Origin of the sequence: Methyloversatilis sp. NSM2 (assembly GCF_038066675.1) — a bacterium.
GTDB lineage: Bacteria > Pseudomonadota > Gammaproteobacteria > Burkholderiales > Rhodocyclaceae > Methyloversatilis > Methyloversatilis discipulorum_A.
Map to the genome: position 1 here is coordinate 458,265 of NZ_JBBUKV010000017.1, position 6,982 is coordinate 465,246.

Annotated in this window: 7 protein-coding genes and 1 tRNA gene; 5 read left to right on the forward strand and 3 right to left on the reverse strand. The window is 62.5% G+C overall.

Features of this window, described 5'->3' with window-relative positions; translation table 11 throughout:
• Positions 1-33 precede the first annotated feature (33 nt).
• Genes fdh3B through WJU27_RS20940 form a run of 4 tightly spaced genes read left to right on the forward strand, consistent with a single transcriptional unit; the run spans position 34 to position 2,258 of the window.
• Positions 34-660: a formate dehydrogenase FDH3 subunit beta gene (gene fdh3B / locus WJU27_RS20925; protein WP_029143814.1), complete on the forward strand. Its 627-nt coding sequence runs from the start codon at positions 34-36 to the stop codon at positions 658-660.
• A complete protein-coding gene (locus tag WJU27_RS20930) occupies positions 657-881 on the forward strand; it encodes a hypothetical protein (protein ID WP_341423322.1) in 225 nt (74 codons plus the stop codon). Before fdh3B ends, WJU27_RS20930 begins: the two co-directional genes overlap by 4 nt.
• Before the next feature lie 22 nt (positions 882-903).
• On the forward strand, positions 904-1,929 hold the full coding sequence (locus WJU27_RS20935) for a formate dehydrogenase subunit gamma (protein ID WP_341423323.1): 1,026 nt from the start codon (positions 904-906) through the stop codon (positions 1,927-1,929).
• Positions 1,930-1,943: 14 nt separating this feature from the next.
• Entirely contained in the window at positions 1,944-2,258 is a 315-nt protein-coding gene (locus WJU27_RS20940) for a hypothetical protein (protein ID WP_029143812.1), read from the forward strand.
• A 105-nt stretch (positions 2,259-2,363) separates the two neighbouring features.
• Here the strand turns inward: WJU27_RS20940 and WJU27_RS20945 are convergent, their stop codons facing one another.
• From WJU27_RS20945 to WJU27_RS20955, 3 genes are all read right to left on the reverse strand, one after another.
• Positions 2,364-4,616, reverse strand: coding sequence for a TonB-dependent receptor (locus tag WJU27_RS20945; RefSeq protein WP_020165586.1), 2,253 nt, complete (start codon positions 4,614-4,616; stop codon positions 2,364-2,366).
• A gap of 208 nt (positions 4,617-4,824) precedes the next feature.
• Positions 4,825-5,499 carry a response regulator gene (locus tag WJU27_RS20950; RefSeq protein ID WP_020165585.1) on the reverse strand — a complete coding sequence of 225 codons (675 nt, stop codon included), beginning with the start codon at positions 5,497-5,499 and terminating at the stop codon, positions 4,825-4,827.
• Positions 5,499-6,455 (reverse strand): sensor histidine kinase, encoded by a 957-nt coding sequence (locus WJU27_RS20955; protein WP_296807494.1) that lies wholly within the window; start codon positions 6,453-6,455, stop codon positions 5,499-5,501. The genes WJU27_RS20950 and WJU27_RS20955 overlap by 1 nt, the downstream gene beginning before the upstream one ends.
• Before the next feature lie 172 nt (positions 6,456-6,627).
• Between WJU27_RS20955 and WJU27_RS20960 the strand changes: the two genes are divergently transcribed.
• Positions 6,628-6,704, forward strand: a tRNA-Met gene (locus tag WJU27_RS20960).
• Positions 6,705-6,982 lie beyond the last annotated feature (278 nt).

Consider the following 6,982-nt stretch of genomic DNA (forward strand, 5'->3'; position numbering starts at 1 on the left):
AGCCGCGCGTCGCCCCGGAGAACGGAGGGCACCATGGCAAGAATGAAATTCATCTGTGACGCCGAGCGCTGCATCGAGTGCAACGGCTGCGTCACCGCATGCAAGAACGAACACGAGGTGCCTTGGGGCGTGAACCGCCGGCGCGTCGTGACCATCAACGACGGCGTACCGGGCGAGCGCTCGATGTCGGTCGCCTGTATGCACTGTTCCGACGCGCCCTGCATGGCGGTGTGTCCGGTCGACTGCTTCTACCGCACCGACGAGGGCGTGGTGCTGCATGACAAGGATCTGTGCATCGGCTGTGGCTACTGCTTCTACGCCTGTCCGTTCGGCGCGCCGCAGTTCCCGCAGGCAGGTGCCTTTGGCCTGCGCGGCAAGATGGACAAGTGCACCTTCTGTGCCGGTGGCCCGGAAACGAACAACTCGGAAGAGGAGTTCCGCAAGTACGGCCGCAACCGTCTGGCCGAAGGCAAGCTGCCGCTGTGCGCCGAGGTGTGCTCGACGAAGGCGCTGCTCGGCGGTGATGCCGACGTGCTGGCCGACATCTACCGCCAGCGCGTGCTCACCCGCGGCAAGGGTGCGGACATCTGGGGCTGGTCGACCGCCTACGGCAAGCCGGACGCACCGGCCACCGCCCCGGCGGCGGGAGGCAAATCATGAAGCCGCTGAGCGGAGCCGTCTGCCTGATCGCACTTGCCGCCGCGCTCGCCGGCTGCGGCGAGAACGAGCAGGTGGTGGTCTACAAGCAGGGCCATTACCAGGGCAAGGCAGACGGCAAGCCCTGGGACAATGAGTCCTTCTCCGGCGACAAGGGGAACTGGGAGGCGACCATCAAGGCGCGCAACCAGAGCCAGAACGAATATCGCCGCATCAACGGTTAGGAGAGCGTTCATGAGTCATGACATGACTGTACTGAAGCGCCTGCTGTGGATGGTGCTGATGCTGTGCACGCTGGCCGGCGGACCGGTGTTCGCCGCCGACGCGCCGCCGGCGACGGCGGCAGACCAGGCGTTGCGCCAGCAGTCGCAACCGCTGAACAACGCGCCGGTCTGGCGCGAAGTCAGGTCGGGCGAACAGCATTACACCACCGTGCAGGGCGTCGAGACCGGCGTGCTGATCCAGTCCGGGGGGCAGACATGGCGGGCGCTGCGTAACGGACCGGTGATGCTCTACGGCGGCATCGCCTTCTGCGCAATGCTGGTTCTGCTGGCTGTGTTCTTCAAGCTGCGCGGTCCGATCCGGCTGTCGGAGGCGAAGACTGGCCGGATGATCCAGCGCTTCAACGCGATGGAGCGGATGTCGCACTGGGCCATGGCGATCTCGTTCTGCGTGCTGATGGTGAGCGGGCTGGTGATGCTGTTCGGAAAGCACGTGCTGCTGCCGGTGTTCGGCTACTCGCTGTTCGCGACGGTGGCACTGGTGTGCAAGAACATCCACAACTTCGTCGGGCCGGTGTTCATCCTGTCGGTGCTGCTGTTCATCGTGCTGTTCGTGAAGGACAACGTGTGGCAGGCCATCGACGCGCTGTGGATACGCAAGGCCGGTGGTCTGCTGACCGGCGAGCACGTACCCTCGCATCGCTTCAACTTCGGCGAGAAGACCTGGTTCTGGCTCGGTGTGGTGTTCCTGTCGCTGACCGTCGGCATCAGCGGTCTGGTGCTCAACTTCCCGAACTTCGAACAGGGCCGCGCCATCATGCAGACGGCAAACATCATCCATCTGATCGGTGGCCTGATCGTGATGACGCTGTCGCTCGCCCATATATATATAGGCAGCATCGGCATGGAAGGCGCGCTCGACGGCATGAAGACTGGCTATGTCGACGAAACCTGGGCCAAGGAGCACCACGAGCTGTGGTACGACGCGGCGAAGAAGGCTCAACCGGCGGAGAAGCCGGCAGGCAGCATGCCTGCACCGGCCCGCGTCTGAACGGAGGACTACGCATGAACAGGATGATCGTGCTGCTGCTCGGCGCCTTGCTATCGACCGGCGCGCTGGCAAAGCTGCCTGAACTGACCGAAGAGCAGAAAGCGGCCGCCGCCGAGAAGAAGGCGAAGGCTGACGAAGCGACCAAGAAGGGCAACGAGCAGCTCGCCGCGTCGCAGGACCGCGTAGCGGCGAAGTACATCGAGCAGATGAAGGCGAAGGGCGTTACTGTAACCCCCACGCCGATCGCGCCACCGGCCGCTCCGGCGGCACCCGCAGGGGCGGCAAACCCGCCGGCTGCAGCGCCCGCGGCACCGCCTGCAGCAAAGTAGGTACGTTCGGACGAGCGTCTCGACGAGCAGCAAAGACAAAAGGCACCGCGAGGTGCCTTTTGTCTTTGCTGCTCCGGATCACCGAGGTGACCCGGAGGAAGTGACTCAGCCGCCGAAGCGGTAGCGCACCCCCAGCCAGCCCGAACGCGGTGCGCCCGGTGCGTAGAAGGTTTCGTCTTCCCAGTTCGCCGTGTTGCTGTCGAAGCTGTTGTTCGGACCGACGAAGGGGTTCTCGCCGATCTGGCCCGCTGTGAAGTAGCGCTTGTCGAACACGTTGTTCACCCGCGCAAACACCGACCAGCCGCCGCCCAGCTTCGCGTCCGCCACCATGTTCACCACAGTGAAGCCGGACGTCTTGCCGTTCTCGTCGTGCTCGTTGTTCTCGTTGCCTCGAACATACACGCCGGAGTGCGTAACCACGTCCGAACCGAGCGTGAGCCAGTCGGTGGCGCGCCAGTTCACACCGAGCTTGAAGGAGTGTTCGGCGATGCCGGGGATACGATCGCCCGACTGCACGCGGATGTTGTCGGCGCCACAACTCGGATCGAGCGCCGAATTCTCCGGCGACACGATGCACTCGCTCGAACGGTAAGTCGCGTCGACCCAGGTATAGCCGGCGTTCCACATCAGGCTGCCGTAGTCGCCGCCCAGACCGAGCTCGACGCCGTTGCGCTGGGTCTTGCCGAAGTTCTTGAAGTACCCCTGGCCGACCGTGTTGCTGGCAACGAACAGGATGTCGTCGCGGTTCACCGCGCCGAAGGCGGCAACATTCCAGCGGATCGGGCCGGCGACGCCGCGGACGCCGACCTCGATGCTGCGGGTGACCACCTGATCGAGACGCGGGTCGGCCTGCATCGCATTCGGGAGCTTGCACGGCTCGTTCGGGTCGGAACAGCCCAGTTCGATCGGACTCGGCGCGCGGTTGCCCTGTTGGGCGTTCGCGTACAGCGTAACGGCTGGCGTCAGCGCATAGGTGGCGCCCAAAGCCGGGTTGATCTTGCTGTAGGTGTAGTCGCTGTTGAGGCTGGACGTGGCATCCAGCTGGTCCATCGTGCGCACGCTGGTGTGGTTGTAGCGACCGGACAGCGATACGGTTGCATCGGCGATCGGTTTCCAGGTGCCCGTCGCGAACAGACTCCACGTACGGCTGCGTCCGCGCAGCTTCGGTTCCGGATCCTCCTCGCTGTCTGTCGGGGTGACCGAACGGTCGGGCAGGAAATCGCCTTCCTGCTCGGTCTGCTGGAAGCGGGTGCGGCTGTGGTCGAAGGTCGTGCCGACGGCCAGCTGACGGTCTTCGAGGATATGCGCCCACTGCGCGCTGAAACCGTAGCCGGTCTGGCGGGTGCGCGTGCGGTTCAGCACGCCTTCCGGATCCCCCGGCGCGGCGAACTCGTCGTTGGCGTCGCCATTGAGCGTGCGTACGTTGTTCTTGCGCACATAGACAGTACCCGACAGCTTCTGCACGTCGTCCAGCCAGTAGCCGCCATTCAGCGACAGCATGGTCATGCGGTTCTTCGTGTTGTCGGGCGAGGTGAAGATCGAACGCCGGCGTTGTTCGTAGAAGGAAAGCGGCGTCAGACCGTTGCCAATCAGGTCGCTGTTTGCGTGCGTGAGGTTCAGATCGAGTTCGTGCTTGGACGAGCGATGCGAAATCTTGCCGAAGAACTGGTTCACGTCCGACGGCGACAGATCGCGCCAGCCATCTTCCTTGAAGCGGGTGGCGGTGAAGTACCAGCCCAGTTCGCCATTGTTGCCGCCATGTTCGGCGGTCACCGCGCTGCGGCCGAAGCTGCCGGTGTAGGCCTCGATGCCAGTGCCGGCGTGGCTGAAACCGTCCTTGGTACGCACCGACAGCGCGCCGCCCAGGGTGTTCAGGCCGAACAGCGGGTTCGATCCCGGAATCAGGTCGATCGAGGCGATCGCGTTGCGCGGGATCAGGTCCCAGTTCACCACATCGCCAAAGGGCTCGTTTACGCGCACGCCGTCCTGATAGACCGACAGGCCCTGCGGCGTGCCGAGCAGCGGGCTGGCGGTGAAGCCGCGGTAGTTCACATCCGCTTGGTAGGGATTGCCCTGGATCTCATTGACGTTGACGCTCTGCAGCTGACTGCCAAGGAGTTCAGGCAGGCCCGCAGCACCGGTATCGCGCAGCGCTTCACGACGGATGGACTGCACGTTGGCAGGGATCTCGTCCTTCGGCCGGTCCAGACCGGGCACCGGCGACGTGCCGACAACCTCAACAGTGGGGGCAACTGTCTGCGCATGGCTGGCAAACGGCAGGCCGATCGTACAGGCGCCGCTGATGATTGCGGCGAGCGGGGTCAGACGCAGACGTTGTGCGTCGGTATGCTTTCTCAAGGGGTTACTCCTCTCGTTTCTGGGGAGTGCGCACTCGTTCTCTGAAGTGCGTCACTGAAACGACCCTACAGGCAGGGTCCGATCGGAAGATAGCCAAGAGCTGTAAGCAAGGATCGGGAAAAACTCCCGAGGTAGGCGGGCTGGCTCGTTTATCGCTTAGTGCGCTAATTGTCTGTCCGTAGAGCACATATGCCTTGCGCCTGCCGCGTCAATGATTGCCGTCTTTCGGGCCGAGCAATTGGGTCGGGCCGGTGCCGGACACCACCCCCAGACGAAGCGCGAGGTGCACCAGCGCAGCTGACGTGCTGACGTTCAGCTTTTCCTTGATGAGCGCCTGATAGTTTGCGACCGTCTTCTGGCTCAGGTTCAGCATCTGCGCACATTCTGCCGGCGACATGCCGCGTGCGAGCAGGCGGAAGACCTCGAACTCGCGTGCCGAAAGCGCGTTGATGACCTCGCGCTCGGCGTCGGGCGAGCGGTGCTCGACCACTCGTCGTACGTCCTCACTGAAGTAGCGCTCACCTTTCGCGACCGCTCGAACCGCCTCAAGCAACACCTCAGGGGCGCTGCGCTTGCTGATGAACCCGCTGGCGCCGCTCTGGATGGCCTTATCAACCACCACGGCCTCGTCATGGACGCTGAACACCAGTACGCGCGCGCTCGTATCCCGAGCACGAATGCGCCGTATCAGCTCTATGCCGCTCGATCCGGGAAGCGAGAGATCGGTCACGGTAACCTTCGGCGTGCATTGCACGTAAGCGGTGTAGCCCGCCTCTGCATCCGGCGCTTCGGCGGCCACGCGGATGTCTCCACCTGCTTCGAGCAGTCTTGCGTAGCCCGAGCGCACGACCGGATGATCGTCCACCAGCAATACGTCGATCATTAAGTGTCCTCCTTATCTTGTTCAACCGGCGGTCGACATGGAATCGAGCACGTGACGAGCACGCCCCCCAGACGGCTTTGCCCGATCGAAAGGCTGCCGCCCAACATGGAGGCCCGCTCCTTCATGCCAAGCCAGCCCAGTCCCGCACGAACGCTTGCAACGTCATGACCGATGCCGTCGTCTTCGATGGTCAGATCGATCCGACCTGATTCCGGGTGACCGTGCAGAAGGATTCGAACGTGACCGGCGTGGGCATGCTTCATGACGTTCGACAACGATTCCTGCACGATGCGATACAGCGCGATATTGACCTGCTCCCCGAGCTCGCCCAGTTCGCCGGACGGAAGAAGCGCGCAGCTTACTTCGGAGCGCTCCTCCCAGGACTCGCATAGTGATTGCAGAGCACCCACCAGGCCAAGGCTGTCGAGTGCCGCCGGGCGCAGTTCGTAAAGTAGTCCGCGGACGGTCTGGTACAACTCGTCCGCAGTCTCTGCAATGCGTGCCGCCGCCGCCTGTTCCGACGAAGCATCCGGAAGCGTCGTACGCAGGAACACCGCATCGATCCTGATGGCGTTGCAGCTCTGTCCGAAGTGATCATGAAGTTCGTGCGCAATGCGCCGGCGTTCGGCCTCCTGCAGGCCAATCAATGTTTGCGCCAATTCTCTGTTCCGTGCTGCGAGCCTCTGCAGTGCGTGCTCGGCCGCCACACGCGACATGAGTTCGCTGCGAGCCTCACGCCAGCGAAGAAAGGAGAAAACGGCCAATCCTGCCAGCACGCTGAGCAGCACGAACACAAGCTCGTCTGCCTGGAAGCCCTCGTAACGAGTGAGCTCGGCGTGGAGCCTTTCGTAGAGCTCGGTGCGTGAACTCACCAGAAAGGTGAGCAGCGCAGTCGTACCTATCAGCGCGCCTTCGAGTCGCCGTCGGCGTGCCGATGACTTGGTGCCCGTGTGCACCGCCCTATATATATGCATGTATCCCTAACCCGGCATTCACGGCTTGTTCGAGTTACCGATGCTGCCACACACTGACGCCCTGATATTTCAGCTGCAGTAACCTCGCTGTAAAGAAAGTCCCGGTGGGTGTTGACCTGTTGTTGGAAAACCCTCATAATCTTTTTCTCTCGAACGCGGGGTGGAGCAGTCTGGCAGCTCGTCGGGCTCATAACCCGAAGGTCACAGGTTCAAATCCTGTCCCCGCAACCACCGATTCAACAAAGCGGTGAGCGAGAAAAAGTTTCAAAAATGTTTGCGCAGATCTGAAAACGTGCTATAGTTTCACTTCTGTGCTGCAGCGAAAGCGGCAGCAAAACAGTAACAAAGCAGCGAACGTTCTTTAACAAAACAAACAGCCGATAGGTGTGGGCACGGCATGGTTGTAACGGCGAGCAGCTGTCGTTTCAGGGGTTCCTGGGGTGGTGGTTGATCGCATGACAACTAAATTGAAGTGCTCATACGAATCAAAGGTTTTAAGCGAAAGCTTA

Bases quoted from the DNA above. Each gene is read 5' to 3' on its own strand.
- WJU27_RS20940 (WP_029143812.1), top strand. From the start codon at position 1,944: ATGAACAGGATGATCGTGCTGCTGCTCGGCGCCTTGCTATCGACCGGC.
- WJU27_RS20935 (WP_341423323.1), top strand. From the start codon at position 904: ATGACTGTACTGAAGCGCCTGCTGTGGATGGTGCTGATGCTGTGCACG.
- WJU27_RS20930 (WP_341423322.1), top strand. From the start codon at position 657: ATGAAGCCGCTGAGCGGAGCCGTCTGCCTGATCGCACTTGCCGCCGCG.
- fdh3B (WP_029143814.1), top strand. From the start codon at position 34: ATGGCAAGAATGAAATTCATCTGTGACGCCGAGCGCTGCATCGAGTGC.
- WJU27_RS20950 (WP_020165585.1), bottom strand. From the start codon at position 5,499: ATGATCGACGTATTGCTGGTGGACGATCATCCGGTCGTGCGCTCGGGC.